The organism is Rhodococcus sp. SGAir0479 (assembly GCF_005484805.1).
GTDB lineage: Bacteria > Actinomycetota > Actinomycetes > Mycobacteriales > Mycobacteriaceae > Prescottella.
Genome location: NZ_CP039432.1, coordinates 4,737,024 through 4,762,626, shown reverse-complemented (window position 1 = coordinate 4,762,626; position 25,603 = coordinate 4,737,024). Strand labels below are relative to the sequence as shown.

At 68.8% G+C, this 25,603-nt stretch carries 24 protein-coding genes and 1 pseudogene; 11 read left to right on the top strand and 14 right to left on the bottom strand.

The window, feature by feature from the left end; genetic code table 11:
• The first annotated feature begins 33 nt into the window (after positions 1-33).
• Positions 34-462 (top strand): cupin domain-containing protein, encoded by a 429-nt coding sequence (locus E7742_RS22115; protein ID WP_137800901.1) that lies wholly within the window; start codon positions 34-36, stop codon positions 460-462.
• A 14-nt stretch (positions 463-476) separates the two neighbouring features.
• Positions 477-1,019 carry a hypothetical protein gene (locus tag E7742_RS22110; RefSeq protein WP_137800900.1) on the top strand — a complete coding sequence of 181 codons (543 nt, stop codon included), beginning with the start codon at positions 477-479 and terminating at the stop codon, positions 1,017-1,019.
• Positions 1,020-1,203: 184 nt separating this feature from the next.
• Here E7742_RS22110 and E7742_RS22105 read toward each other — a convergent pair whose 3' ends face one another.
• Positions 1,204-2,166 (bottom strand): alpha/beta hydrolase, encoded by a 963-nt coding sequence (locus E7742_RS22105; RefSeq protein WP_137800899.1) that lies wholly within the window; start codon positions 2,164-2,166, stop codon positions 1,204-1,206.
• Positions 2,167-2,378: 212 nt separating this feature from the next.
• Here E7742_RS22105 and E7742_RS22100 point away from each other — a divergent pair, with 212 nt between their 5' ends.
• Positions 2,379-2,939 carry a TetR/AcrR family transcriptional regulator gene (locus E7742_RS22100; protein ID WP_137800898.1) on the top strand — a complete coding sequence of 187 codons (561 nt, stop codon included), beginning with the start codon at positions 2,379-2,381 and terminating at the stop codon, positions 2,937-2,939.
• Between the two features lie 47 nt (positions 2,940-2,986).
• Here E7742_RS22100 and E7742_RS22095 read toward each other — a convergent pair whose 3' ends face one another.
• Positions 2,987-4,192 (bottom strand): cytochrome P450, encoded by a 1,206-nt coding sequence (locus E7742_RS22095; protein ID WP_137800897.1) that lies wholly within the window; start codon positions 4,190-4,192, stop codon positions 2,987-2,989.
• 122 nt (positions 4,193-4,314) lie between these two features.
• Here E7742_RS22095 and E7742_RS22090 point away from each other — a divergent pair, with 122 nt between their 5' ends.
• The 3 genes from E7742_RS22090 (at position 4,315) to E7742_RS22080 (ending at position 8,066) form a co-directional block, all read left to right on the top strand.
• Positions 4,315-5,169, top strand: coding sequence for an SDR family oxidoreductase (locus E7742_RS22090; RefSeq protein ID WP_137800896.1), 855 nt, complete (start codon positions 4,315-4,317; stop codon positions 5,167-5,169).
• Entirely contained in the window at positions 5,166-5,897 is a 732-nt protein-coding gene (locus tag E7742_RS22085; RefSeq protein WP_137800895.1) for an acetoacetate decarboxylase family protein, read from the top strand. The genes E7742_RS22090 and E7742_RS22085 overlap by 4 nt, the downstream gene beginning before the upstream one ends.
• A 111-nt stretch (positions 5,898-6,008) precedes the next feature.
• Complete coding sequence (locus E7742_RS22080; protein WP_137800894.1) at positions 6,009-8,066, top strand: neutral/alkaline ceramidase; 2,058 nt, start codon at positions 6,009-6,011, stop codon at positions 8,064-8,066.
• An 88-nt stretch (positions 8,067-8,154) separates the two neighbouring features.
• On the opposite strand, the gene hsaB is transcribed toward E7742_RS22080, so the two are convergent.
• Genes hsaB through hsaA form a run of 4 tightly spaced genes read right to left on the bottom strand, consistent with a single transcriptional unit; the run spans position 8,155 to position 11,718 of the window.
• Positions 8,155-8,742, bottom strand: coding sequence for a 3-hydroxy-9,10-secoandrosta-1,3,5(10)-triene-9,17-dione monooxygenase reductase subunit (gene hsaB / locus E7742_RS22075; protein ID WP_137800893.1), 588 nt, complete (start codon positions 8,740-8,742; stop codon positions 8,155-8,157).
• Complete coding sequence (hsaC, locus tag E7742_RS22070) at positions 8,742-9,641, bottom strand: iron-dependent extradiol dioxygenase HsaC (RefSeq protein WP_137800892.1); 900 nt, start codon at positions 9,639-9,641, stop codon at positions 8,742-8,744. The genes hsaB and hsaC overlap by 1 nt, the downstream gene beginning before the upstream one ends.
• Positions 9,641-10,534: a 4,5:9,10-diseco-3-hydroxy-5,9,17-trioxoandrosta-1(10),2-diene-4-oate hydrolase gene (gene hsaD / locus E7742_RS22065; RefSeq protein ID WP_137800891.1), complete on the bottom strand. Its 894-nt coding sequence runs from the start codon at positions 10,532-10,534 to the stop codon at positions 9,641-9,643. The genes hsaC and hsaD overlap by 1 nt, the downstream gene beginning before the upstream one ends.
• An 8-nt stretch (positions 10,535-10,542) precedes the next feature.
• Positions 10,543-11,718 carry a 3-hydroxy-9,10-secoandrosta-1,3,5(10)-triene-9,17-dione monooxygenase oxygenase subunit gene (hsaA, locus tag E7742_RS22060; protein ID WP_137800890.1) on the bottom strand — a complete coding sequence of 392 codons (1,176 nt, stop codon included), beginning with the start codon at positions 11,716-11,718 and terminating at the stop codon, positions 10,543-10,545.
• Positions 11,719-11,908: 190 nt separating this feature from the next.
• Here hsaA and E7742_RS22055 point away from each other — a divergent pair, with 190 nt between their 5' ends.
• Positions 11,909-13,069, top strand: a complete 1,161-nt coding sequence (locus E7742_RS22055) for a Rieske 2Fe-2S domain-containing protein (protein ID WP_137800889.1) — start codon at positions 11,909-11,911, stop codon at positions 13,067-13,069.
• 1 nt (position 13,070) lies between these two features.
• Complete coding sequence (locus tag E7742_RS22050) at positions 13,071-13,403, top strand: hypothetical protein (protein WP_137800888.1); 333 nt, start codon at positions 13,071-13,073, stop codon at positions 13,401-13,403.
• A 10-nt stretch (positions 13,404-13,413) separates the two neighbouring features.
• Here the strand turns inward: E7742_RS22050 and dmpG are convergent, their stop codons facing one another.
• Together dmpG and E7742_RS22040 are read right to left on the bottom strand one after the other, a co-directional pair.
• A complete protein-coding gene (dmpG, locus tag E7742_RS22045) occupies positions 13,414-14,484 on the bottom strand; it encodes a 4-hydroxy-2-oxovalerate aldolase (RefSeq protein WP_137801353.1) in 1,071 nt (356 codons plus the stop codon).
• Between the two features lie 5 nt (positions 14,485-14,489).
• A pseudogene (locus tag E7742_RS22040) lies at positions 14,490-15,391 on the bottom strand (acetaldehyde dehydrogenase (acetylating)).
• 172 nt (positions 15,392-15,563) lie between these two features.
• Between E7742_RS22040 and kstD the strand changes: the two are divergent.
• The 3 genes from kstD to E7742_RS22025 all read left to right on the top strand — a co-directional run bounded on the left by kstD (position 15,564) and on the right by E7742_RS22025 (position 20,110).
• Positions 15,564-17,267: a 3-oxosteroid 1-dehydrogenase gene (gene kstD, locus E7742_RS22035; RefSeq protein WP_175420556.1), complete on the top strand. Its 1,704-nt coding sequence runs from the start codon at positions 15,564-15,566 to the stop codon at positions 17,265-17,267.
• Positions 17,268-17,297: 30 nt separating this feature from the next.
• Positions 17,298-18,158 (top strand): MaoC/PaaZ C-terminal domain-containing protein, encoded by an 861-nt coding sequence (locus tag E7742_RS22030; RefSeq protein WP_137800886.1) that lies wholly within the window; start codon positions 17,298-17,300, stop codon positions 18,156-18,158.
• A gap of 116 nt (positions 18,159-18,274) precedes the next feature.
• Positions 18,275-20,110 (top strand): cholesterol oxidase substrate-binding domain-containing protein, encoded by a 1,836-nt coding sequence (locus E7742_RS22025; RefSeq protein ID WP_137800885.1) that lies wholly within the window; start codon positions 18,275-18,277, stop codon positions 20,108-20,110.
• Positions 20,111-20,190: 80 nt separating this feature from the next.
• Here E7742_RS22025 and E7742_RS22020 read toward each other — a convergent pair whose 3' ends face one another.
• From E7742_RS22020 to E7742_RS21995, 6 genes are all read right to left on the bottom strand, one after another.
• Positions 20,191-21,648, bottom strand: a complete 1,458-nt coding sequence (locus E7742_RS22020) for an MFS transporter (RefSeq protein ID WP_137800884.1) — start codon at positions 21,646-21,648, stop codon at positions 20,191-20,193.
• Positions 21,645-22,481 (bottom strand): mycofactocin-coupled SDR family oxidoreductase, encoded by an 837-nt coding sequence (locus tag E7742_RS22015; RefSeq protein WP_137800883.1) that lies wholly within the window; start codon positions 22,479-22,481, stop codon positions 21,645-21,647. The genes E7742_RS22020 and E7742_RS22015 overlap by 4 nt, the downstream gene beginning before the upstream one ends.
• Positions 22,482-22,646: 165 nt before the next feature.
• Positions 22,647-22,982 carry a DUF202 domain-containing protein gene (locus E7742_RS22010; RefSeq protein WP_137800882.1) on the bottom strand — a complete coding sequence of 112 codons (336 nt, stop codon included), beginning with the start codon at positions 22,980-22,982 and terminating at the stop codon, positions 22,647-22,649.
• Positions 22,979-23,383 carry a YidH family protein gene (locus E7742_RS22005; protein WP_175420555.1) on the bottom strand — a complete coding sequence of 135 codons (405 nt, stop codon included), beginning with the start codon at positions 23,381-23,383 and terminating at the stop codon, positions 22,979-22,981. The genes E7742_RS22010 and E7742_RS22005 overlap by 4 nt, the downstream gene beginning before the upstream one ends.
• Positions 23,373-24,629 carry a DUF1214 domain-containing protein gene (locus E7742_RS22000; protein ID WP_137800880.1) on the bottom strand — a complete coding sequence of 419 codons (1,257 nt, stop codon included), beginning with the start codon at positions 24,627-24,629 and terminating at the stop codon, positions 23,373-23,375. Before E7742_RS22000 ends, E7742_RS22005 begins: the two co-directional genes overlap by 11 nt.
• A gap of 17 nt (positions 24,630-24,646) precedes the next feature.
• A complete protein-coding gene (locus tag E7742_RS21995; RefSeq protein WP_137800879.1) occupies positions 24,647-25,564 on the bottom strand; it encodes a TauD/TfdA dioxygenase family protein in 918 nt (305 codons plus the stop codon).
• Positions 25,565-25,603 lie beyond the last annotated feature (39 nt).

Genomic DNA, 25,603 nt, shown 5'->3' with positions numbered 1-25,603 from the left:
GTGTCGCACCATCCGTGCCGTGAAAGGACCGCCATGCGCCGCTCGCTCCGCTCCGCCCTGGTCGGGGGCGCCGCCGTCGCGGCCCTCGGCCTGGTTCCCGCGACCGTCTCCGCCACCCCCAGCGAAGGGGTCAGCGGCGAGATCCTGGCCCGGACGACGGTCGCCGGCCACGACTACATCCTCCGCAAGGTCACGATCGCCCCCGGTGGCACCACGGGCTGGCACTTCCACGACGGCATGCTCTACGGCGTGGTCGCCGAGGGGCGGCTGACGCACTTTCGGTCGGACTGCACGATCGACGGCGTCTACGACGTGGCCGGCACCATCGTCGAACCCAGCGGCGACGGGTACGTGCACATGGGCCGCAACCTCGACGCCGTCCCGATGGTGCTGTACGTGCTCTACGTCGATCCGGCGGGCAGCCCACTGTCCGAGGACGCTCCGGCGCCGGGGTGCGCGTGACCCGGGCGGGCCGGGTGACCGCGCGTTGTCGTGCGGCCGTCGCCGCGCTCCTGACCGCGTGCGCGTTGCTGGTACCGGGCACCGCTCTCGCGGACACCACGGCGACGGCACCGACGCCCGGCATCGGGTCGTCCGCGATCGGGATCCCGGGAGTCCCGGTCTACCTGCCGGGCACTCTCGGCTCCCGGGACGCGAGAATCGTGTACCTCCACGCCGAGCGGGAGATCGCCCGTGCCAACGAGATCCAGAAGCAGCTCGGTGTACCCGTCGAGGCGAGAGCCCGCGTCGGATTCGAGATGCGCAACGCACTGCGCGCCTACACGCGGCGAATCATGGCCGACCGTGCCACCGCGCTCGGACTCGACCGCACCGACCCGAACATGACGTGGGAACAGATCACCGGCCGCTACCGGGCCCGCGGACTCGACGGCCCAGCCCTGTTCGAGGCCATCGCCGAGTCGGCATCCAAGTCGCGCAGGGACATCGACCGTCAATTCGACCTCGATCCCGCGAACCTGCCGCCCCTTCCCGCGATGCGTCTGACGCCCGCCGCCTGACTGGTCCCGCTCGTTCCGCCGCCCCCCGCCTCGCTCCCCGGAGCGGGCACATCCTCGGCGACGACCGCACCTGCGCCGACGACGGATCCGGCACCGATCGTGACTCCGGGCGTGACGGTCACGACCCGCCGATGGGCGCTGCGGCGCTCGCCCCCTCGTCGCGCGAGCGTCGCAGCGCGATCCGTCACGCCTGGAGTGCGTCCCGCAGGAAGGAGACCGCCTGGGCAACTGCCGCTTTCGCGGCGAACGTGTCGTGCAGGGCGTTGACCATCACGAAGTCGTGGATGATGCCCTGGTAGCGCACTGCCGTGGTGGGGACGCCGGCCCGGCGGAGCTTGGCGGCGTAGGCCTCCCCCTCGTCCCGCAGCACGTCGGCCTCGGCCGTGATCACCAGCGCCTGGGGAAGGCCACCGAGCTGTTCGGTGGTGGCGCGCAGCGGCGAGGCGGTGATCTGGGCACGTTCGGCCTCGTCGGTCGTGTACTGGTCCCAGAACCACTTCATGCCGTCGCGGGTGAGGAAGTACCCCTCGGCGAACTCGTCGTAGCTTCCCGTCTCGAAGGCGGCGTCGGTGACCGGGTAGAAGAGAACCTGGGCGGCGATGTCGACGCCGCCGCGTTCCTTGGCGAGCAAGGTCAGGGCCGCGGTCATGTTGCCGCCGACCGAGTCGCCGGCGACACCGAGGCGGGCGCCGTCGAGGTCCTTGTCGGCGCCGGCGGTCACCACCCACTGCGCGGTCGCCCACACCTGCTCGATCGCGTGCGGGTAACGCGCCTCGGGCGAGCGGTCGTACTCGGGGAAGACCACGGCGGCGTGCGCGCCGACGGCGAGGTCGCGCACGAGCCGGTCGTGGGTGTGTGCGTCGCCGAAGACCCACCCGGCTCCGTGCGTGTAGAGGATGACCGGCAGCGCGCCCGTGGCGCCGGCCGGCCGCACGATCCGCACCCGGACGGCCCCCGTCGGACCGCCCGGGATCTCGATCCATTCCTCGTCGATTTTCGGCTTGAAGATGGGCTCGTCCTGCACGCCGTCGACGGCCTTCCGGCCCTCCTCGGGGGCGAGTTGGTAGAGGTACGGGGGGTTGGCCGTCGCCTCGACGAACGCCTGAGCGGCCGGCTCGAGGGAGATGTTCCTGGGATTGGCGGACATGCGTGCACTTCCTTCCGGACGGTGACGGCGAGTGAGAACGATCGTTCTCGGCCTGCGTCGAACTTTAGAGAACGCCGGTTCTCGGCGTCAAGTCGAAACGACACCACTCACCGTCAGGGCCGCGAGACCCATTGAGCCGGAGGCTGTCTCGCGGTATCGCGTCCCCACTCCCGAGAGAACCATCGTTCTCTGCTTGGCGTACACTGACGCCCGTGAACGAAGAGATCCGCACCCGTGTCGTCGCGGCCGCCGATGCGCTCTTCTACACGCGCGGCTTCGGCAAGGTCGGCATGGACGCCGTGCGCGACGCCGCCGGGGTGTCGCTTCGCGCCCTCTACAAGGAATTCCCCTCGAAGGACGAGTTGATCGCCGCCGTCCTCGCCGGCCGCCACGAGATGTGGACGAAGGGCGTCGAAGCCGCGGTCGAAGCGATCTCCGACCCGGTGGACCGACTGCTGGCCGTCTACGACTTCCTCGACGACTGGTTCCGCGATGCCGACTTCCGCGGCTGCGGATTCATCAACGCGTTCGGTGAACTCGGGGCGGCCGACCCTCGTGTGGCCGAAGTCGTGCGCGAACACAAAGCCGACTTCCAGCGCTACCTCGCGCGTCTCGCGGCCGAGGCCGGAATCCCGGAGTCCCTCGCCGCCCAGCTCGCCATCCTCGCCGAGGGCGCCCAGACCACGGCAGCCATCGCCGACACAGCGGAGGCGGCGACACAGGCGCGCGCAGCCGCGGAAGTCCTCATCGCCGCCGCACTGTCGGACCGATAGCGCGAGCGTCGCAGCACCCGGCCACCGCCGGGCTCGCGCGCACGCGGCTACTGCGTCCTCGTCCCGCGTTGCGCGGTGAACTTGACCGGCATCTGCTCGAGCCCGGACACGAAGTTGGCCGGCCGACGCGGCAACGGCTCGCTGGTCGCGAGCGCCATGTCGGGCAGCCGCGCGAGCAGTCGCTGGAACAGAATCGCCCCCTCCAGCCGGGCCAGTTGGTTGCCGAGACAGAAGTGGGTGCCGAAGCCGAAGGCCACGTGCGGGTTCGGGGAGCGACCGATGTCGAAGCTGTCGGGGTCGTCGAACACGGTCTCGTCGAAGTTGGCGGACTCGAACAGCAGCAACATCTTCTCGCCCTGCCTCAGTTCCGTGCCGTGGAAGTTCGTGTCTCGGGTGACGGTGCGCGCCATGTTCTTGATGGGAGAGACCCAGCGCAGCATCTCCTCGACCGCCGGGGCGATGCCGGACGGGTCGCGCACCAGACGGTCTCGCTGGTCCTCGTGGCGCATCAGCTGCTCCATGCCGCCGCTGAGTACGTGTCGAGTCGTCTCGTCACCGCCGATGAGGATCAGCAGCGATTCGTTCACGATCTCCTGATCGTCGAGGCGCTGACCGTCGATCTCGGCGTGTACCAACACGCTGATGAGGTCGTCCGTGGGGTTCGCACGGCGTTCGGCGATGGTGCGGAAGGTGTACTCGTTGAAGGCGACGTACGCGTCCATCATGGCCTGCAACTGCTGCTCGGACGCGTTGCTGCCCAGCGCTTTCACGAGATCGTCCGACCATCGCAGGAAGGTCGAGCGTTCCTCGGGCCGGACCCCGAGCATGTCGCCGATGACCGCCATGGGCAGCGGCGCCGCGAGGTCGGCGACGAAGTCGCATTCACCCTTCTCGCACACGGCGTCGATCAGTTGATCGCAGATCTCCCGGATCCGGCCGATCTTCGCCTCCACCTTCTTGCGCGTGAATCCCGTGTTGACGAGCCGTCGACGCTGCAGGTGTTCGGGATCGTCCATGTCGATCATCTGCGGCAGCGGGCCTGTCTCCGGCCGGATGCCGCCGGCGTTGGAGAACAGTCCCGGGTCACGCTCGGCGGCGATCAGCGCCGCGTACGTGGACGCGGCGGCGACACCGTTTCGGTCCCGGAACACCGGCTGGTTCCGCCGCATCCACGCGTAGGACTCGCGGGGATCCCCGAGGTCGCCCGCATAGAAGCGGCCGTCGAGCAGGTCGATGTCGTCCACGGTCGTCATTTCGCATGCTCCTCGGTCGCGTACCGGTACATCCGAAGCCTCGAGAATCGCCCAAACCCTCCCCGATACTAGAACTAGTTCCTACTATCGGCGGGGGTATCGCACACACGAGGGGAGACGTGATGGAGACACCGACAGCGGCATTCGCCGACCGATCCGTCCTGGTGACCGGCGGCGGCAGCGGCATCGGTCTCGGCATCGCGCGGGCACTGCTCGCCGACGGCGCCCACGTCACCATCTGCGGCCGCAGCGCCGACAGGCTTTCCACCGCGGCCGAGAAACTAACCGCAACCGACGTCTTCGCGGCCGGCGGATCGGTGTCCACCGTCGCGGCGGACGTCACCGACGAGAGCGATGTCGAGCGCGCGGTGGCCCGCGCCGTCGAAACGACGGGTCGCCTCGACGGCGTGGTCGCGTGCGCCGGCGGCAACGAGACGATGGCGCCGGTCACGCAGCTCGACACCGCCGCGTGGCGCCGCACCGTCGACCTCAACATCACCGGCACGATGCTCACGATCAAGCACGGCGCCCGGGCGCTCGTCGCTGCCGGGGGCGGTTCCATCGTCGCGATCTCGTCGATCGCCGCGAGCAACACCCATCGCTGGTTCGGTGCGTACGGTGTCTCGAAGTCCGGCGTCGACCACCTGGTCCGGCTGGCCGCGGACGAGTTGGGGGCCAGCAGAGTGCGCGTCAACGGAATTCGCCCCGGCCTCACCCGCACCGACCTCGTCGCGCTCATCACCGACGGCGGCCCCGTCCTCGACGACTACATGGCCAGCACTCCCCTCGGCCGCGTCGGTGAGGTCGAGGACATCGCCGGACTGGCCAAGTTCCTGTTGGGGCCGGAGTCCACGTGGATCACCGGACAGGTCGTCAACGTCGACGGCGGGCAGATGCTCCGCCGCGGGCCGGACTTCAGCTCGATGCTCGAACAGGTCTACGGCACCGACGGTTTGCGTGGGGTGATGCCGCGATGACGTCACATCTGGTGCTCGGCAAACAGGTCGACATGCCCGTGCAGATCCGCGCCGCCACCGCCTTCATGGCGATGTACTCGGTCCCCACCGCGGCCGCGCAGCGCCTCGTCGACCACACCGGCCTCGAGATTCTGCAGTACCGGCCGGGACGCGGGCTGTGCGGACTGGTGTTCGTCGACTACATCGACGGCGACCTCGGCCCCTACAACGAATTCGGCGTCACCTTCATGGTGCGCCACCACCGCCACGACGGGCGCCGGTCCGTACCGGGTGACCTCCGCTCGCTCGCGAAAGGCACCGCTGGAGCGCTGATCCACCAGCTGCCCGTCGACGGCGAATTCACCCTGGCGGCCGGCCGCGGCATCTGGGGCTTCCCGAAGATCCTGGCGGACTTCGAAGCGGACCACGTCAGCGCACTGCGCCGCGGCAGGGTCAGCCAGGACGGCCGCCTCATCGCGGAGCTCACCGTCAAACAGGGTGTCCCCACCCCGGGTGGCGGCGCCAACTCGTCACTCGAGGCCTACTCGCACATCGACGGCATCACTCGACACACCGCATGGGACATGAATCCTGCCGGAGTTCGGTCCCGGATCGGCGGCGCCGAGTTGCGGCTGGGCGATCACCCGATCGCCGACGAACTCCGGTCGCTCGGCCTGCCGCGCCGCGCGTTGCTGACCACGACGATCCCGGAACTCCGGATGACCTTCGGGGAGGCGTCGACCGTCTGACGGAACCCGACGCCGGCGCGTCGGGCCTTGCGAATCCAGACCGTGTGGTGTGTGCTGGGAACTCGGACAAGTGACCAAGTTCGATTTTCGAGCTCGCGCAAAGGATTAGCAGTGACGATCAGTCGACGCAGCGTGCTGGCCGGAGCCGCGGCCGCACCGGCGCTCGCCGCCGTGGCCCACTCGACCGCCTCCGCCCGTCCCCGCTCCGCCGCCTCTCCCGCGCACCGATCGGCGGCCGGACGCGGATTCCAGGTCGGCGTCGGACTGTCGGACATGACCGGACCCGTCGCCGAGAACGGCATGATGGGTTACTCGCAGTTCGACCAGCGCGCCGAGGGTCTGCACCAACGGACGCGGGTGCGCGCCTACGTCTTCGCCGACGCCGACGACAACCGCGTCGTCTACACCTGCGCGGACACCTGCATGGTCTTCCAGGCCGTGCACGACGCCGTGCTCGCCCGGTTGGCCGCGACCTTCGGCGCCCTCTACACCGAGAAGAACGTGATGCTCACGGCCGTCCACTCGCATGCGGCCTGCGGCGGCGCGTCGCAGGACTACGCGTACAGCCTGGCGACGCTGGGTTTCCAACCGCAGGTCTTCGACGCCGAGGTCGACGGCACGGTCGAGGCCATCGTCGCCGCGCACGAGAACCTCGCCGCGGGCTCGGTGGCATACGGCCGCAGCGAACTGACGGACGCCAGCGTGAACCGTTCGCGGGCCGCCTTCGACCGAAATCCGCAGCAGGACAGAGACTATTACCCGCTGGGCATCGACACCGCGATGCGTGTGCTCCGGATCAGCCAGGGCGCCGAGAACGTCGGCGGTATCGGCTGGTTCCCCACCCACGGCGCCTCCCTGACGAACGAGAACCACCTGATCTCCGGCGACAACAAGGGTGCGGCCGCGTACTTCTGGGAGCACGACGTCGCCGGTGTCCGCTACCTGGACGGCCGGCCCGGATTCGTCGCGTGTTTCCCGCAGACGAACACCGGCGACATGTCCCCCAACCTGGATCTCGCGCCCGGCAGCGGTCCCACCGACGACGAGTTCGAGAACACCCGAATCATCGGACAGCGCCAACTGGCCGCTGCCCGGACGGCATTCGAACGGGCCGTGCCGCTGTCGTCCACCACGGTCGACAGTCGAATCATGTACCTGGACATGGCGAACCAGGTGGTGGACGGCAAGTACACGCCCGACGGACAGACGCGGCGCACCGCTCCGGCGTGCGTGGGCGCGGCCATGGCCGCGGGTAGCACCGAGGACGGGCCCGCGATCGAGATCTTCACCGAGGGCACCCACAACCCGCTGATCGACGTCCTCGGTGGCATCGACGCCGAGACGCCGCAGTGGCTCGTCGACGCACAGGCGCCCAAACTGGTGCTCGTCCCCGTCGGTCTGCTGCCGCCGGACGGCTGGGTGCCGCACGTACTGAAGATTCAGATCATCCGGATCGGCGACGTCTACGTCGTCGGTGGGCCCGCCGAGTTCACCATCGTCTCCGGCCTGCGCATCCGGCGCACGGTCGCCGACGAGCTCGGCGTCCCCCTCGAGAACGTCGTCTTCCAGGGTTACGCGAACGCCTACTCGAGCTACTGCACCACCCCGGAGGAGTACGACGCACAGCAGTACGAGGGCGGCTCGACGCTCTTCGGCCGCAACACCCTTCCCGCCTACCAGCAGGGGTTCGCCGCGTTGGCCGCGGCGATGAGGACGGGCGCCGACGTCCCGCGCGGGCCGGCACCGCGCGACCTGTCCGGCTTCCAACCCGGGTTCGGCCGCGATGTCCCATTCGACGCACCCCTGCCGGGCCGCGACTTCGGCGACGTCCTCCAGCAGCCCGCGGCCGCCGTCGGCGTGGGCGACGAGGTGGCGGTCGAGTTCGTCTCCGGCCACCCCAAGAACGATTTGCACCGTTGCGGAACGTATTTCGAGGTTCAACGTCGCGACGGCGACCGCTGGATCCGGCACGCCGACGATGGCGACTGGGCGACGAAGTATCGGTGGCGCCGGCAGGGCATCAACGCGTCGATCGCGCGGATCACGTGGGACGTGCCCGCCGGCACACCGGCGGGCACCTACCGCATCCAGCACTTCGGGAACTGGAAGAACCCGGAAGGCACTGTCTCCGCACTCACCGGGACGTCCGCGGAGTTCGTCGTCCGTTAGCGCTCCTCGAACGGACGAGGGGCCCCTTCGTGCGCCATCGGTGCACGAAGGGGCCCGTCGGCCCGCGCCCTCCCCCGGGGCAAGCCTGCTACAGCCAGGTGTCCTCGCTGGCCGTGGTGAGGAACGCCTCGAGGTCGTCCCGCCACTTGGCCGGCACCGTCTTCTCCGGTTCGATCGCGGAGTACTGACCGCGGTAGAACAGCAGTGGCCGTTCGGACTTCAGCTCGCTCATCGAATGGACACGGCCGAACACCACGAAGTGATCGCCGCCGTCGTGCACGGTCTCGACGGTGCAGTCTATGTGCGCGAGCGAACCGTCCAGGATCGGAGAGCCCAACGGCGATGCGGTCCAGTCGATTCCCGCGAACTTGTCGGGCTCGCGTGAGCCGAAGCGCGCGCACGTCTGTTGCTGTTCCTCGGCCAGGACGTTGACGCAGAACCGGCCCGACCGTTCGATCGCCGCCCACGAGCGGGACGCCTTGGTGGGGCAGAACAACACCAGTGGTGGCTCGAGCGACAGCGCTGCGAAGGACTGACACGCGAAGCCGACCGGGGCGCCGTCGTCGATCGTGGTGATGATCGTGACACCGGTGCAGAATTGTCCGAGGACGTTACGGAACTGGCGGGGATCGACGCCCGTGCCGGTGCCCGCCTCCGACGTCTCGTGCGCGGACATTACTTGAACCCCACCGAGAAGTCGTGCCCCCACAGGCTCACTGCGGTGCTCTCCTTCGCGATCCATGTGTCGTCCTCGACCTCGAGTCCCTCGCAACCGAATTCGACGTCGAATCCGCCCGGGGTCTTCATGTAGAACGAGAGCATCTGGTCGTTGACGTGGCGGCCGAGGGTCGCCGACATCCGCACGTTCTTGCGGAGCGCGCGGTCGAGGCACAGGCCGACGTCGTCGGAGTTCTCGACCTCGACCATCAGGTGCACGATGCCCGTGGGGTTGGGCAGCGGCGCGAAGGCGAGGCTGTGGTGGCGCGGGTTGCAGCCGAGGAAACGCAGCCAGGCCGGCTCGCCGTCGGCGTCGCGCCCGACGACCTGCGGTGGCAGCCGCATCGAGTCTCGCAGCTTGAACCCCAGCACGTCGCGGTAGAACTCCAGGTCGGCCGCGTCGTCCTTGGTCGCCAGCACGACGTGCCCCAGGCCCTGTTCGCCGGTGACGAACCGGTGCCCGTACGGGCTCGCGATGCGCCGGTGCTGCAGCGCGACGGTGTGGAAGATCTCCAGCCGCGCACCCGAGGCGTCCCGGCACTTGACGAATTCGACGACGTTGCGTTCGGCCGCCTCCTCCTTGGTCCCCTCCTCGAAGTCCCAGTCGGCCTTGGCCAGGCGCTCGCGGACCTCCTGCAGGCCCTCGGCGTTGGCGCACTCCCAACCGGCCGAGTAGAGCCCGTCACGCTCGCCCGGCACGATGACGAGTCGCGCCGGGTAGTCGTCCATCCGCAGGTACAGGTTGTCGGGGTTCGCGCCCTTGCCCTCGATCATGCCGAGCACCTTGAGCCCGTACTCGCGCCACGCGTTCATGTCGGTGGCCTCGATACGCAGGTACGCCAGGGAACGAATGCTCATCACTTGCCTCCATCTCGGCCGGCACCACCGTCGAGCAGGAAGTCGGCCGCGAGTCGGTTGAACTCGTCGAATTTTTCGAGCTGTGCCCAGTGCCCGCAGCCGCCGAAGACGTGCAGCTGGACCCGGGGGATCATCTTGAGCGCCACGAGCGCGCCGTCGATCGGATTGACGCGGTCCTCGCGCCCCCAGATCAACAGCACCCGCTGGCGCAGCTTGTAGGCATCCCGCCACAGCATTCCGAGCTCGAACTCCGGGCCCGAGAACGACTTGCCCATCGCCTTGGCCGCGGCGAGCGACTCCGGCGTGCTGGCGGCCGCGAATCGCTCGTCGACGAGCGCGTCGGTGACGAGCGTCTGATCGAACACCATGATCCGCAGGAACGCCTCGAGGTTCTCGCGCGTGGGCTGGTACGCGAACTTGCCGAGGTTCCGCACCCCCTCGGTGGGGTCCGGCGCGAACAGGTTGACACTGAGCCCACCCGGGCCCATCAGCACCAGCCGCCCCGCTCGGTCCGGGTGGTCCAGTGCGAACCGCACCGCGGCACCGCCACCGAGCGAGTTACCCAGCAGGTGGACGCGACCGGTGATGTCGAGCGTGTCCAGCAGATCCTTCAGCGCCGAGGCACTGTGCCGAAAGTACTGTGGGTGCTCGGTGGGCTTGTCCGACCTGCCGTATCCGGGCTGATCCACCGCGATGACGTGGAACTGCTGCGCCAGGACCGGGATGTTCTTCGCGAAGTTCGACCACGACGACGCGCCCGGGCCGCCGCCGTGCAACAGCACGATGGTGGGCCCGTTGCCGACGCCCGCCTCGTGGTAGTGCAGCTTCAGGTCCGGGCGGACCTGAGCGACGCGGGACGTCGACTCGTACGTGAGCTCTTCCGTTGCCGTCATGCGCTCCCCTAGACCATCGTGTCCGTGAGCGGCAGCCCGAACTCGGCGCCGCCGAACATCACGTACGCGCGCTCGGCGTCGTTCGCGGCGTGCACGCGGCCGGCGTGGGCGTCGCGCCAGAAGCGCTGGATGGGAGTGCCGTTCGCCAGCGCCGTGGCGCCCGAGTTCTCGAACAGCAGGTCGATCGACGCGATGGCGCGGCCGGTCGCGCGGACCTGGTCGCGCCGGGCCCGCAGCCGCAGCTCCATCGGAATGGGTTCTCCGGCAACGAGGTGCGCGTACTCCTCGGCGACGTTGCCGGACAACTGGCGCCACGCGGCGTCGATGTCACTGGATGCCTCGGCTATGCGAATCTTCGCGAACGGATCGTCCTTGGCCTTCTCACCCGCGTACGCCGCGCGCACCCGCTTGCCCTGGTGTTCGACGTGCGCATCGTAGGCGCCGTAGGCCATGCCCACGATCGGAGTCGAGATCGTCGTGGGATGGATGGTGCCCCAGGGCATCTTGTAGACGGCCGCGGTGTTCTGCTGCAGACCGGGCGCCGTCAGGTCGCTCATCGCCTTGAAGCTGAGGAAGCGATGGCGCGGCACGATCACGTCCTTGACGACGATCGTGTTGCTGCCGGTGCCGCGCAGGCCCACCACGTTCCACACGTCGTCGATCTCGTAGTCCGCGCGGGGAATCAGGAAGCTGCCGAAGTCCACCGGGCGACCGTCCTTGATGACCGGACCGCCGACGACCACCCACGAGGCGTGGTCGCAGCCCGAGGACCAGGCCCACGCGCCGTTGACCTTGTACCCGCCGTCGACGACCTCCCCGGCGCCCATCGGGGCGTACGACGACGAGATCCGGACGTCGGTGTCCTCCCCCCAGACATCCTGCTGCGCTTGCTGATCGAACAGCGCGAGATGCCAGTTGTGGACACCGAGGATGCCGGCCACCCACCCGGTGGAGCCGCACGCACCGGCGATGTTGCGAACGGCTGTGTAGAAGGTGACGGGATCGGCCTCGATGCCACCCCACTGCTTCGGCTGCAACAGTCGGAAGAATCCCGCCGCCTGGAGCGCCTTGACGGAGTCGTCGGGGATACGACGCAGGTCCTCGGTCTCCTGCGCGCGTTCACGCAGCACCGGTAGCAGCGCGTCGATCCGCTCCATCACCTCGCGGCTGTCATGGTCACCCACTGGACGCTCCCGTCTGTAATCGCTGTTCACTTGCCCCGAGACTAGAACACGTTCCTCCCGATGTCGAGGAGTCGGATATTCCACTGGATATGCGTCGTCTTTGCCGATGTCACGCGTGCGAAATCTAGCGGATCGCGGCGAACTTCTATAACGTGTTCTAGCAACAGCTAGGAAGGGATGTGAGGTACTGATGGCGCAGATTCGTGAGATCGATGTGGGAGCCCCGCAGACGCGTTTCGCGCGTGGGTGGCACTGCCTCGGCCTCGAGAGCGAGTTCCTCGACGGCAAGCCGCACGCGATCGAGGCGTTCGGCACCAAGCTGGTGGTCTTCGCGGACAGCCAGAACAAGCTCCACGTACTCGACGCGTACTGCCGGCACATGGGTGGGGACCTCAGCCAGGGCGAGATCAAGGGCGACTCGGTCGCCTGCCCGTTCCACGATTGGCGTTGGGGTGGCAACGGCAAGTGCACCGACATCCCGTACGCCCGTCGCGTCCCCCCGATCGCACGGACCCGGTCGTGGACGACGCTGCAAGAGAACAAGCAGCTGTTCGTCTGGAACGACCCCGAGGGCAACCCGCCGCCGGACGACGTCACGATTCCACACCTGCCGGAGGTGTTCACCGGCGAGTGGACCGACTGGAAGTGGAACCGCATCCTCGTCGAGGGGTCCAACTGCCGGGAGATCGTCGACAACGTCGTCGACATGGCGCACTTCTTCTACGTCCACTTCGGGTTCCCGAAGTACTTCAAGAACGTCTTCGAGGGCCACGTCGCCTCGCAGTACCTCCAGAACCACGGCCGCCCCGACGTCGGGAACATGGGCACCCAGTACGGCGATTCCGTCCTCGACTCGGAGGCGTCGTACTTCGGGCCGTCGTACATGGTCAACTGGCTGCACAACAACTACAGCGGCTACAAGGTCGAGAGCATCCTGATCAACTGCCATTACCCGGTCTCGCACGATTCGTTCGTACTCATGTACGGCGTGAGCGTGGAGAAGCCGAAGGGCCTCGACGACGCCACCAGCGAGAAGCTCGCCTCGAAGTTCACCGAGGGCGTCGCGTTGGGTTTCGAGCAGGACGTCGCGATCTGGAAGAACAAGACCAAGATCGAGAATCCGCTGCTCTGCGAGGAGGACGGCCCGGTCTACCAGCTGCGCCGCTGGTACGACCAGTTCTACGTGGACGTCGCGGACGTCGACGAGAAGGCGACCCAGCGCTTCGAGTTCGAGATCGACACCACCAAGGCCGTCGAGGCGTGGCAGCGCGAGGTCGACGAGAACCTCGCCCGTCAGGCCCGGGAGGCCGCGGACGCCGAGAAGACCGCCGAGCACAAGACGGGAGTGTGAGATGACCTCGACCTGGGCCAAGGCCCCGAGCTATGCGGACAGCCCGGCCCGGGTCGAGGCCGTCCGCGCGCAGACTGCCGCGGATCACGAGACGTACCTGGAGCAGGGGCTGCAGGAGGTCGAGTGCCGGGCCTGCGGTACGTGCGTGCTCGTGCGGAAGAACAGCTACAAGCACACCAGCATCCAGTGGCAGGGCGATCCCACCCAGGTGTGCCCGGAGTTCACCGGCTCCGGCGGCCGGGCAGGTTCGCGTCAGACCTGTCCGCGGCTGCTGAGCAGTATCGAGCACGCCGTGATGGAGGGCATCCTCGAGGTCCGCGACACCGAGGCGTAGCGGCGGCGGCTCATTGCGCCGCCGCCTCCCGCTGCAGTTCGAGCGCGATGTCGATGAGCTGGTCCTCCTGACCGCCGACCAGTTTGCGCCGTCCCGCACGCACCAGCAGCTCCGCGGCGGAGACGCCGTAGCGCTCGGCCTGCCGCTCGGCGTGCTTGAGGAAGCTCGAGTACACGCCCGCGTACCCCATCATCAGCGCCTGCCGGTCGAGTAGGCACTCGGCCGGCATCGCCGGTCGCACCACGTCTTCGGCCGCGTCCGCGATCGCGAAGAAGTCGATCCCCGTCTTGACGCCGATCTTGTCGCACACCCCGACGAGGGCTTCGACGGGTGTGTTGCCGGCGCCGGCGCCGAACCGGCGGGTGCTGCCGTCGATCTGTCGGGCCCCGGCGCGGATCGCCGCGATCGAGTTCGCGACCCCCAGCCCCAGGTTCTCGTGCCCGTGGAAGCCCACCTGCGCATCGGAGCCCAGTTCCTGCACCAGGGCCTCGACGCGCTCGCTCACCTGCTCGAGGACGAGCGCGCCGGCCGAGTCGACGACGTAGACGCACTGGCATCCGGCATCGGCCATGATCCGGCCCTGCTCGGCCAGCTTCTCGGGCGGGACGGTGTGCGCCATCATGAGGAATCCCACGGTCTCGAGCCCCCGGTCGCGGGCCAGACCGAAGTGTTGGATCGAGACGTCGGCCTCGGTGCAGTGCGTCGCGATCCGGCAGATCGCGGCGCCGTTGTCCTGCGCCAGCGCGATGTCCTCCTTGACGCCGACCCCCGGCAGTACGAGAAACGCGATCTTCGCTCGCCGCGCGGTCTCCGCCGCTGTCTTGACGAGCTCCTGCTCCGGGGTCTTCGAGAAGCCGTAGTTGAACGAGGACCCGCCGAGGCCGTCACCGTGGGCGACCTCGATGACCGGAACCCCGGCACCGTCAAGGGCGGCGACGATGTCGCGCACTTCCGCGCCGGTGAACTGGTGCCGCTTGTGGTGGGACCCGTCGCGCAGCGACGTGTCGGTGACCCGGATGTCCCAGGCGCCGTCGTAGCGGACGCCACCCGCCCGATCGACACCGTCACGCTCGTCGTCCATGTCGCTCACACCCTCTCGCTCAGGAGTTGCCGGGCGATCTCCTCGCCCACCTTCGTGGCCGCCGCCGTCATGATGTCGAGGTTGCCCGCGTACGGCGGCAGGAAATCCCCGGCCCCCTCGACCTCGACGAACGTGGTGACGGTGGCGTGCCCGCCGGAGACCACACTCGGCTCCCCGAACTGTGGTTCGTTGAGCAGCCGGTACCCGGGGACGTACTGCTGGATGTCGGCCACCGTCCGCCGGATCGACGCGGTGACGGCGTCACGGTCCGCGTCCTCGGGACGGCGCAGAAGATGGTGTCACGCATGATCATCGGCGGGTCCGCCGGATTCAGGACGATGATCGCCTTGCCCCGGCGAGCGCCGCCGATCACCTCGACACCGCGACTGGTGGTCTCGGTGAACTCGTCGATGTTGGCCCGGGTGCCCGGGCCCGCCGACACCGACGCGACCGAGGCGACGATCTCCGCGTACGGGACGTCGACCACACGCGACACCGCATGGACGATCGGGATGGTCGCCTGCCCGCCGCAGGTGATCATGTTGACGTTCGGCGCGTTCAGGTGCTCACCGAGATTCGCCGGCGGTACGACGGCCGGCCCGACCGCCGCCGGGGTCAGGTCGACGGCACGAATACCGTGCTCGGCATATCGCGGCGCGGCGGCGCGGTGCACGGACGCGGACGTCGCCTCGAACAGCAGATCCGGCTTCTCGGCCTGCCCCAGGAGCCGGTCCACGCCCTCGGCCGACGTTTCGAGACCCGCTTTCCGGGCGCGGGCGAGCCCCTCGCTCGCCGGGTCGATACCGATCATCCACCGCGGCTCGAGCCACGGGGATCGCTGCAATTTGTAGAGCAGGTCCGTGCCGATGTTGCCGGACCCCACGATCGCCACAGTTGCCTTCGTCATGCGAACTCCTACTCGATCCGCAGGCTTACCGCGACGGGACGGGCGAGCACGGACACGACGAAGAGGACTGCAACGTGTGTTCGTTTGCCAACGTCACGGTCGGGCGCCCCCTTCCATCCTTACTGGCAGAAAGCATGGACTGGCGGCCACCCCATTCTATAACGTGTTCTACATGAGCAAGCAGGAATACGACATCGTCGTCGTCGGCAGCGGTGCGGCCGGCATGACGGCCGCCCTCACCGCCGCGCACCAGGGCCTGAGCGTGGTGGTCGTCGAGAAGGCGGCGCACTACGGTGGCTCGTCCGCGCGTTCGGGCGGCGGCGTGTGGATCCCCAACAACGAGGTGCTCGAGCGGGACGGCGTCACCGACACCGTCGACGCGGCCCGCACCTACCTCCACAGCATCATCGGCGACGCGGTCCCCTCGGAGAAGATCGACACGTACATCGACCGCGGCCCCGAGATGCTGTCGTTCGTGCTGAAGCACAGCGCCCTGGAACTGCAGTGGGTACCGGACTATTCGGACTACTACCCCGAGGCGCCCGGTGGCCGTCTCGGCGGGCGCTCGGTCGAACCGGTCCCCTTCGACGGCACGCGCCTCGGCGACGAGCGCGACAAGCTCGAGCCCGACTTCGTCAAGGCGCCCAAGAACTTCGTCATCACGCAGGCCGACTACCGCTGGCTCAACCTGTTGATGCGCAACCGCCGCGGACCGGTGCAGGCGATGAAGGTCGGTCTGCGGTTCCTCACCGCCAAGGCCCGCGGCAAGGACCTGCTCGTGCGTGGCCAGGCACTCGTGGCGGGCCTGCGACTCGGTCTGCGCGACGCCGGGGTCCCGATCCTGCTGAACACTCCACTCACCGAGCTGTACACCGAGGGTGACGCGGTGCGCGGCGTGAAGGTGCTCGTCGACGGCCCCGACGGGTCCTCCGAGCAGATCATCCGCGCCCGGTACGGCGTCGTGCTGGGGTCCGGCGGCTTCGAGCACAACGACGAGATGCGCAAGCAGTACCAGCGTGCGCCCATCGGAACCGAGTGGACGGTCGGCGCCGAGGCCAACACCGGCGACGGCATCGTCGCCGGCCAGAAGTTGGGTGCAGCAGTCGATTTCATGGACGACGCGTGGTGGGGTCCGTCCATTCCGCTCACCGGCGGCCCGTGGTTCGCGCTGTCCGAACGCACCCTGCCGGGTTGCATCATGGTCAACACCCGCGGCAAGCGGTTCGGCAACGAGGCCGCCCCGTACGTCGAGGCCGTCCACACGATGTACGGCGGCGAGTACGGCCTCGGCGACGGCCCCGGCGAGAACATTCCGACGTGGATGATCCTCGACCAGCGCTACCGCAACCGCTACACCTTCGCGGGCATCACGCCCCGGTCGCCGTTCCCGGGGCGCTGGCTGAAGGCGGGCGTGGTCGTCAAGGCGAACACGATCGCCGAACTCGCGGAGAAGGCGGGGCTGCCCGCGGACGCGCTCACCGAGACGATCGAGCGGTTCAACGGGTTCGCTCGGCGCGGCAAGGACGAGGACTTCGGTCGCGGCGACAGCGGATACGACCACTACTACGGCGATCCGCGGCTGAAGAACCCGAGCCTGGGCGAGATCGTCAAGCCGCCCTACTACGCGATCAAGATGGTGCCGGGCGATCTCGGCACCAAGGGCGGCATCGTCACCGACGTCGACGGACGCGCCCTCCGCGAGGACGGCTCGGTGATCGACGGGCTCTACGCGGCCGGGAACTGCAGCGCACCGGTCATGGGTCACACGTACGCCGGCCCGGGCGCGACCATCGGCCCCGCGATGACCTTCGCGTACCTGGCGGTGCTCGACATCGCCGCCCGCGCCCGCGCGGCCACCGAGTCCGTGGCCAACTGACGGCCGCGCCGAACTGACAGGAGAAGGCCAGTGCCCATCGATCCGTCGATCGCCGTCGGGGCGGAGCTCCCCGCCCAGCAGTTCTCGTGGTCGCCGTCGGACGTGCAGCTCTACCACCTCGGCATCGGCGCGGGCGCCCGCCCGCTCGATCAGCGCGAGTTGCGCTACCTCGACGACGCCAAGCCGCAGGTGCTACCCACGTTCGCGACCGTGGTCGCCAACATCCACGCGACCGAGGCTCCGCGCGTGTCCTTCCCCGGCATCGAGATCGACCTCGCCAAGGTCGTTCACGGCAGCCAGGAAGTGACCGTGCACCAGCCGATTCCGGCCAGCGGCTCGGCGCAGACCACCACTCGGATCGCCGAGGTGTGGGACAAGGGCAAGGCCGCGGTGGTGGTGCAGGAGTCCACGACCGTGGCGCTCGACGGTACGCCCCTGTGGACGGCGCGATCGTCGATCTTCGCCCGTGGAGAAGGCGGTTTCGGCGGCGAACGAGGACCGTCCGAATCCGTCGAGCTCCCCGACCGCGAACCCGACGCCGACGTGACCTCGCAGGTGCTGTCACAGCAGGCCCTGCTCTACCGGATGTGCGGAGACCGCAATCCTCTCCATTCGGATCCCGCATTCGCCTCCGCCGCCGGGTTCCCTGCGCCTATCCTGCATGGACTGTGCACGTACGGCATCGTGTGCAAGGCGGCGACCGACACCGTGCTGGGCGGTGATGCCGACCGCGTCAAGGGATTTCGTGCTCGCTTCGCCGGGGTGGTCTACCCGGGCGAGACGCTTCGGACACGGATCTGGCGCGACGGCGACCGTCTGCTGATCTCGGCCACCGTGCCCGATCGCGACGGCGCGCCCGCACTCGCGGACGTCGTGCTCACCGTCGCGTAGGCGCCGAGCGGCCCCGACAACCCCTCCGACACCCTGCCGGCCGGGTCGACACCCCAGTCGACCCGGCCGGTACACCCACACCCTCCCCCGTCCCCTCGACATCCTGGAGTACACGAATGACGTCAATCGACGAGCAACCCCGGCTCTCGCGGCGCGGTTTCCTGGCCGCGGGCGCCGGCGCCCTGGCGGCCGGCGCCGTCGCCGGAGGCTGGACCCCCGCCTTCGCGGTGCCCGCGGGTTCCACGGCTTCCCTCGGGTCGCTCGGATCGTCCGGTCCGGTGGCGCCGCTGCCGACGCCGCCGAACTTCCCGGACGGCATCGCGCTGTTCCAGCAGGCGTACCAGAACTGGTCCAAGGAGATCATGCTGGACGCCACCTGGGTCTGTTCGCCCAAGACACCCGAGGACGTGGTCCGGCTCGCCGACTGGGCGCACACGAACGGGTACAAGATTCGACCGCGCGGCGCGATGCACGGCTGGACCCCGCTCACCGTGGAGAAGGGCGGCAACGTCGAGAAGGTGATCCTCGCCGACACGATGACCCACCTCAACAGCATCACGGTGAACCCGGGCACCCCGGCCACCGTCACCGCCGGTGCGGGCGCCAGCATCGAGGCCATCGTCACCGAACTGCAGAAGCACAACCTCGGGTGGGCCAACCTCCCTGCCCCGGGTGTGCTCTCGATCGGCGGCGCGCTGGCGGTCAACGCCCACGGCGCGGCGCTGCCGGCCGAGGGACAGACCCCTCTCCCGGGCCACACCTACGGGTCGCTGAGCAACCTGGTCACCGAGCTCACCGCGGTGGTGTGGGACGGGAACGGCTACGCGCTGAAGACTTACCGGCGCAACGATCCTGCCATCACCCCGATGCTCACGAACCTGGGCCGCTGCTTCCTCACGTCGGTGACGATGCAGGCCGGCCCCAACCTGCGCCAGCGGTGCCAGAGCTACACCGACATCCCGTGGCAGGAACTCTTCGCGCCCAAGGGGGCGTCGGGACGGACGTTCGAGAAGTTCGTCGCCGAGTGCGGTGGCGCCGAGGCGATCTGGTATCCGTTCACCGACAAGCCGTGGATGAAGACGTGGACCAACTCGCCCACCAAACCCGACTCGTCGAACGACGTGACCGGTAGCCTCGGCTCGCTCGGCTCCCTCGTGGGCAAGCCACCGCAGGCACGCGAGGTGACGGGACCGTACAACTACATCTTCTCCGACAACCTCCCGGAGCCGATCACCGACATGATCGGCGCCATCAACGCCGGAAACCCCGGCATCGCACCGCTGTTCGGTCCGGCGATGTACGGGATCACGGCCGCCGGCCTCGCCGCGACCAACGCCTACGACATCTGGGGCTGGTCGAAGGACGTCCAGTTCTACATCAAGGCGACCACCCTGCGCCTCACCGAGGGCGGCGGCGCGGTCGTCACGAGCCGCGCGAACATCGCGACCGTCATCCACGACTTCACGCAATGGTTCCACGGCCGCATCGAGTACTACCGCTCCAAGGGTCAGTTCCCCCTCAACGGACCGGTCGAGATCCGCTGCTGTGGACTCGATCAGCCGGCCGACGTCAAGGTTCCGTCGGCGGGCCCGCCCACCATCTCCGCGACCCGTCCGCGACCCGATCATCCGGACTGGGACGTCGCGATCTGGCTGAACGTCCTGGGCGTCCCGGGCACTCCCGGGATGTTCGAGTTCTATCAGGAGATGGAGCAGTGGATGCGGTCGCACTACAACAACGCCGCGGCCACCTTCCGCCCCGAGTGGTCCAAGGGCTGGGCGTTCGGCCCGGATCCCTACACCGACACCGCCATCGTGACCGAGAAGATGCGGGCCACCTACATCGAAGGTGTCCCCACGACCGAGAACTGGGACACCGCCCGGACCCGGTACAACGAGATCGATCCGCACCGCGTCTTCACCAACGGCTTCATGGACCGACTCCTTCCGTAGGCCTCGACGAACCGTTCCCCCGGCGCCGGTGGCGCCTGCGCACTCCCGCAGCCACCGCCGGCGCCCGGTACCGGCAGCCGTCAGCGCACCCGCACCGAATCGGGTCCGGCCGGGACCGGCGCTACGACCGGCGGGCGGGCGGTGCGGACCGGCACGCACGCCACGACCACCAACGCGACCGCCGACACGGCGGCGCCCAGCCAGAACAACCGGTCGAGTCCGACCGGCGACGGCACCGCGGCCGCGCCGACCGTGACCGCCGACGCCGCGACGATCGCCGCGCCGACGGCACTCGCGGCCGATGTCCCGACCGCACGCACCAGGCTGTTGACGCTGTTGGCCGTCGCGGTCTGGTCCAGCGGCACCGCCGTGGTGATCAGCACCGGCATCGCGGCGAGCGCGAACGCGACCCCGACCGACACCACGAAGGCGCTGATCCCGACGGTGAGGACGCTGCTACCGAGCACTCCGCGCTCGACGAAGCCGAGGCTGATCGCGCCGGCGCCGACGGCCAGCGTCACGCCGGCACCCCAGACCCGGATCATCGTCGCCGACACGGGCGCCAGAAAGATCATCACGACGCCGCCGGGGAGCATCACCAGTCCGGCCGCGGCGGCGCTGAGTCCGAGACCGTGGCCCGTCGACGTCGGCACCTGGAGTTCCTGGGTGGACGCGTACGAGCTGAGGAACATCGCGAACCCGAGCAGCAGTGCGCAGCCGTTGGCCACCAGCACCGGCCGACGGATCGAGGTTCGCAGGTCGACCAGCGGATGGGACACCCTCAGCTGCAGCGGTATCCAGGCCAGCAGCCCCAGGACGCCGCCGACGGCGAGTCCGATCGTGGGCACGCTCCCCCACCCCCACACGCCCCCCTTCGAGATTGCCAGCAGCACCGCCGTCAGCGCCGACGTCAACAGCACCGCGCCCCCGTAGTCGAAGCGGCCCACGGCACGGGTGGTCGACTCCGGCACCACGAACGGCAGCAACACCGCCATGACGACCGCGAAGGCGGCGGGCACCCAGAACAGCGACTGCCAGCCGAGGTGTTCGTGCAGGACGCCGGCGAGCGGCATACCGAACACGCTGCCGATGCCGATCGTCGCGCTCATCAACGCGACACCGGCGCCGAGGCGTTCGGGCGGCAACACATCGCGCATCATGCTGATACCCACCGGCATGAGCGCCATCGCGAAGCCCTGCAGGCCGCGTCCGACCACGGCGGCGGCGAAGCTCGACCCCACGGCCGCGATCACCGAACCGGCAATCATGAGCCCGAGGCACGTCAGCATCATCGCGCGCTTGCCGAACATGTCGGCCAGCTTGCCGATCAGCGGTGTGCCCACAGCGCCGGTCAGCAGCGTGATCGTCACGAGCCACGACGCGCTGGTCGGCGGCACGTCCAGATCCACCGCGAACGCAGGGAGCACCGGCACCACCAGGGTCTGCAGGAGCGCGACGAGGATTCCACTCAGGCTCAGGACCGCGATGACGAGCCCGCTCCGCGCTTTGCGCGAAGCGGGCGCCGGATCGGAGGTCACCCGGTCACACGAGCTGCATTGCCGGCGTCGATCGGGAGCACGGTGCCACTGATGTGCGCGCTGGCCTCGGCGGCGAAGAAGAGCACGGCGCGGGTGATCTCGAACGGATCGAGCCACGGCACGGGCTGTGCGTGCAGGCTCTGGAAGACCGGCGCGACGTCGTCCATCGTCGGCTCGTCGAGGTCCGGGCGCATCATCGAGTAGAGCGCCTTGTTGTGGATCATCCCGGTCGAGATGTTGCCCGGCGCAATCGCGTTGACGGTGATGCCGTTCTGGGCCAGATCGAGTGCCGCGCTCTTGGTCATGCCGATGACACCCCACTTGGACGCGGCGTACGCGACCATGTTGGTGTTGCCGGCCCGGCCGAGCATCGACGAGATCGTGACGATGCGGCCGTACCCGCGCTCGATCATGCCCGGAGAGACGGCGCCGATCGTGTTGAAGACGCCGGTGAGGTTGGAGTTGATCGCCTCGTTCCACTGCTCCTGCGTCATCGACTGGACCGGAGCGGCGACCGAGACGCCGGCATTCGCGACCGCGATGTCCACCCGCCCGAGTTCGGACTCGGCACGCGCCACGAGGTCGTTCATTGCCGCGCGATCGCCGGTGTCGGCCTTCACGGCGATGCACTTGCGGCCGGTCGCCTCGACGAGGCGCACGGTCTCGGCCATGTCCTCCTCGGTTCCGAGCGGGTAGAACACCGACCCGCTGTCCTCACACCGATCACAGATGACGATGTCGGCGCCACGCTCGGCGAATGCCACCGCGTGGGACCGGCCCTGCCCCCGGGCTGCGCCGGTGATCAGTGCGACCTTGCCTTCGAACTCCTGCATGCTGCTGTTCTCCTCGAGATCGGGGTCCGTGATGACACACGGGGTCCGCAATTATCACTACTCGCCCGGGGTGTGACTGCGGCCACAAGTCCCGGCCAGCGGGAAGTCCCTGCCGTCTCCACGGAAGCACACACGGCCGTCCCGTCGGGAGATGCGACGCAATCGTCACCCGCCGGCGACCAGGACGGCCACGGCCGACACCCCGGCGAGACCCACGACGGTGACCGCCAGGCCGAACATGAGCAGGAACGGATACACCACTCGGCCCGCCTCGAAGTGCTCGCTCACGCGCTCGTAGCGGCGCCGCGCCGTCACCACCACCACGGAGGCCGCCGCGACCGCCCACGTCCCGAGGATCTGGATCAGGATCGACGAGCCGGGGACGTACCGCAGGCACAGGAAGGCCACTGCCGCCAGACTCGCAGCCGTGCGCACCCAGGCCAGCGTCGTCCGCTCGGGCTGCAGACCCGGATCCCGGTGTCCCGCGCCCGCCGAGTTCATCGCACCAGGACGATGAGCAGCGTGATGCCTGCGCCGGCGATGAGCCCCGCCAGCAGGGCCGCAATCGCCGGCACCGGCAGACTGCGCCCGGTCCGCATCGCCGCTTCCACTCCCATCCAGCGCAGGAAGGCGAAGACCACCAGCAAGACCGCACCCACCAGCAGGCCGACGACGAGCACGGTGTGCAGGACCGGGCCCACCACACCGGTTCCGAACGCCTCGAGTCCGACAGCGGCGGCGATCAGACCGAGACCGGTTCGCACCCAGGCGAGGTAGGTCCGCTCGTTCGCGAGAGTGAATCGAGGGTCCGGGTCGGCCCCTTCCCGAAAGGCCTTCGGCCGCCACCCGCGCGGTGTCACCGGGGCGATCCCTCCTCGTACGTCGACTCGATCAACGGCCATAGCGCTTCAGCACCGCCGCACGCCGCCGCAGCAGCACGGCACGGCGCTCGGTCGAGTCGATCCGCGCCGAGGCCGGCAGCTCGCCCGGCACGTCAGCGAACTTCACCTTACGCACCGTCGGCGTGGGGAGATCGGCACCGGCCGCGAGCCACCACCGGTAGACGCACCGGGTGACGGCGTTGCCGGCCGTGTCCAGCCAGTTCACGACGCCCGGGTCGTGGTGAGCGACCACCGCACGGAACACCCCGTCCCCGTCCAGGACGGCCTGGTGACCGTTGAGGGACGTCTGCCGGTAGGTGTAGTCCAGCGATTGGCCCCAGTAGTCGCCCAGGTGGATGTTCCAGAAGTGGCAGTCCGGGGGCGTCACCTCGAGAATGAGCGCCTCGTCCGGTGCGATGTCGAAAGTGCCGCCGCCGTATGCGATGTGGCCGCCGTCGCCGGCGTAGGACGAGCTCACGGCGGGTTGCGTGCGCAGAACGTTGCGTTCACCGTCGCGCAGACCGTACATCGCGGCCCAGTACCCGGCGAATCCGTCGACGAACCGACCCACGGACTCGACCTGTCCGGTCACGGTGACCGGTTCGGTGACCGGCCCCGTCCCCTCGACGTCGATTCGTTCGATGGAGAGGTGGTAGGGCTCCTCGGCGTCCCAGTCGTAGAAGTACTGGCGGGTGATGATGTCCTTCGTGTTCTCGGGCATCGGCAGCCAGTTGCCGGTGTGCGGGCGAGCGCTGATGACGACCTCGAAATCGCCGTTGTCCTGCAACACGATTCCACCCGGATTGGAGATCGCCCCGAGGGTCGATCCGGTGGCCGCCGCGAACGCCGCGCGGAAGTCCCGCGGTCGGTCGCCGTCCGACTGCGCCTTCTCGTACAGGCTGACCGTGTCGTACAGGGTCAGCCCGATGTAGCGGGCCCGGCCCCCGGTGCCGGTGAGCCGGTACGTTCCGGCCGGGTCGAGCACCGCGTGCCCGAACAGACAGTCCGGCGACTCCGTCGCGTACCGCTTGGTGTTGTCCTGTAGACGGCCCACCTCCGGGTAGTCCGGGTCGGCACTGAAGACCACCTGTTCGAGACCGGCGTTCAACAGGTTGAGCAGGTACCGGTAACCGGCCGCCCGCATCACCGGGTCCTCCGACCTCGGGTCCCCGGTGATCACCGCGGCAGCGCGGGAGAGGTTGTCACACAGGCCCTGCCAGGCGGCGTCGAGCTCTGCGTTCCGGCGTCGCCGGTCGTCCCGGGTCACGTCCACGTCCTGCCCTCTCAGGCCGGGACGTCGCCGAGGATGGCCACCCGCTCCATCACGCGCCGATGCGGGAAGTAGTCGCTGGCCGCGTAGTGCTGCGTGGCGCGGTTGTCCCAGAACGCGATCGAATCGGGCTGCCACCGGAAGCGGCACTGGAAGTCCGGCACCTTCGCCTGGTCGAACAGGTGACGCAGCAGCGGTTCGCTCTCTGCGGGATCCATGTCCGGGATGTGCGTGGTGAACAGACTGTTGACGAACAGCGTGCGGCGACCGGTCTCGGGGTGGATCCGCACGATCGGATGTTCCACCGGCGGGAACTGCTCCTTCATCGCGGCCAGCTTCTCCGGCCCCATGGAGCGACCGAACGACGGGACGAAGTCGTGGATCGCGACGCGACCCTCGATCTTCTCCTTGACCTCGTCGGACAGGCAGTCGTACGCGTTGCCCATGTCGGCCCACAGCGTGTCCCCACCCGCCGGCGGCACCTCCAACGCGCGCAGCACGGACCCCAGCGGCGGGCGCTTCTGCCACGTCACGTCGACGTGCCAGATGTTCTCGGTACCCGGGTTGTCCTCGCCGCGCTCGAAGTGGACCACCTCGGGCACCTCCCCCTGGGGGAGCAGCGGGTGCACCTCGAGCTCACCCCAGTGGCGGGCGAAGTCACGGTGCTGCGCACCCGTGATCTTCTGGTCGCGGAAGAACACGACCTTCCACTCGAGCAGCGCCCGGCGCAGTTCCTCGATCATCTCCGCACTCGGATCGCGCAGGTCCACGCCGTGGATCTCCGCGCCGATGTACGGCGTCACCGGACGGACCTCGAACTGTGTGTACGGAGCGGACTCGAATCCGTCTGCACACCGGCGCATTCCGCGGGGGCCGAACTCGATCGAGTGCCCGCCGATCGCGACGGTACGACTACTGGTCAGGGTTGCCATGCAAGCCTCCTGCTCTCGTGGGATCCCGCTCCGAAACAC

Coding starts and splice junctions, on each gene's coding strand:
- hsaB (WP_137800893.1), bottom strand. CDS start 8,742: ATGTCCGCGCACGAGACGTCGGAGGCGGGCACCGGCACGGGCGTCGAT.
- E7742_RS22015 (WP_137800883.1), bottom strand. CDS start 22,481: ATGCAGGAGTTCGAAGGCAAGGTCGCACTGATCACCGGCGCAGCCCGG.
- E7742_RS22050 (WP_137800888.1), top strand. CDS start 13,071: ATGACCTCGACCTGGGCCAAGGCCCCGAGCTATGCGGACAGCCCGGCC.
- E7742_RS22025 (WP_137800885.1), top strand. CDS start 18,275: ATGACGTCAATCGACGAGCAACCCCGGCTCTCGCGGCGCGGTTTCCTG.
- E7742_RS22010 (WP_137800882.1), bottom strand. CDS start 22,982: ATGAACTCGGCGGGCGCGGGACACCGGGATCCGGGTCTGCAGCCCGAG.
- kstD (WP_175420556.1), top strand. CDS start 15,564: ATGAGCAAGCAGGAATACGACATCGTCGTCGTCGGCAGCGGTGCGGCC.
- E7742_RS22085 (WP_137800895.1), top strand. CDS start 5,166: ATGACGTCACATCTGGTGCTCGGCAAACAGGTCGACATGCCCGTGCAG.
- E7742_RS22005 (WP_175420555.1), bottom strand. CDS start 23,383: ATGGCCGTTGATCGAGTCGACGTACGAGGAGGGATCGCCCCGGTGACA.
- E7742_RS22115 (WP_137800901.1), top strand. CDS start 34: ATGCGCCGCTCGCTCCGCTCCGCCCTGGTCGGGGGCGCCGCCGTCGCG.
- E7742_RS21995 (WP_137800879.1), bottom strand. CDS start 25,564: ATGGCAACCCTGACCAGTAGTCGTACCGTCGCGATCGGCGGGCACTCG.
- hsaC (WP_137800892.1), bottom strand. CDS start 9,641: ATGAGCATTCGTTCCCTGGCGTACCTGCGTATCGAGGCCACCGACATG.
- E7742_RS22105 (WP_137800899.1), bottom strand. CDS start 2,166: ATGTCCGCCAATCCCAGGAACATCTCCCTCGAGCCGGCCGCTCAGGCG.
- hsaD (WP_137800891.1), bottom strand. CDS start 10,534: ATGACGGCAACGGAAGAGCTCACGTACGAGTCGACGTCCCGCGTCGCT.
- dmpG (WP_137801353.1), bottom strand. CDS start 14,484: ATGGACGACGAGCGTGACGGTGTCGATCGGGCGGGTGGCGTCCGCTAC.
- E7742_RS22055 (WP_137800889.1), top strand. CDS start 11,909: ATGGCGCAGATTCGTGAGATCGATGTGGGAGCCCCGCAGACGCGTTTC.
- E7742_RS22095 (WP_137800897.1), bottom strand. CDS start 4,192: ATGACGACCGTGGACGACATCGACCTGCTCGACGGCCGCTTCTATGCG.
- E7742_RS22090 (WP_137800896.1), top strand. CDS start 4,315: ATGGAGACACCGACAGCGGCATTCGCCGACCGATCCGTCCTGGTGACC.